Genomic DNA, 266 nt, shown 5'->3' with positions numbered 1-266 from the left:
GAACTTCACCGGCAATACACGCCACCAGCGAACGGGACGTTGATCTTCCAGCGCCCCTTCAATTTCCGGGATCCCCGAACCACCTGCTTCCGGCGCGTATTTGCGCACCAAAAAGTAGCCAAACATCGCCAGCACCGCCTAACAGAGAAAAGCGACGGTTAACAGAAGCGGATAATTATCAGCAGTATGTACCAGCGCCCCCATACGTTGGTTCTGCAACCAGGCGACACCTTTGTCAAAAGCAACCGCTGCCAGCCCAACAAGCG

The 266-nt window shown here is 55.3% G+C and carries 1 pseudogene; it reads right to left on the bottom strand.

Features of this window, described 5'->3' with window-relative positions:
- Nucleotides 1-266: pseudogene (locus V5P19_RS23750) on the bottom strand (chloride channel protein); the annotation flags it as partial.

This window comes from Enterobacter sp. UNJFSC 003 (genome assembly GCF_036903355.1).
Lineage (GTDB): Bacteria > Pseudomonadota > Gammaproteobacteria > Enterobacterales > Enterobacteriaceae > Enterobacter.
This window is presented reverse-complemented; position numbering and strand designations above follow the sequence as displayed.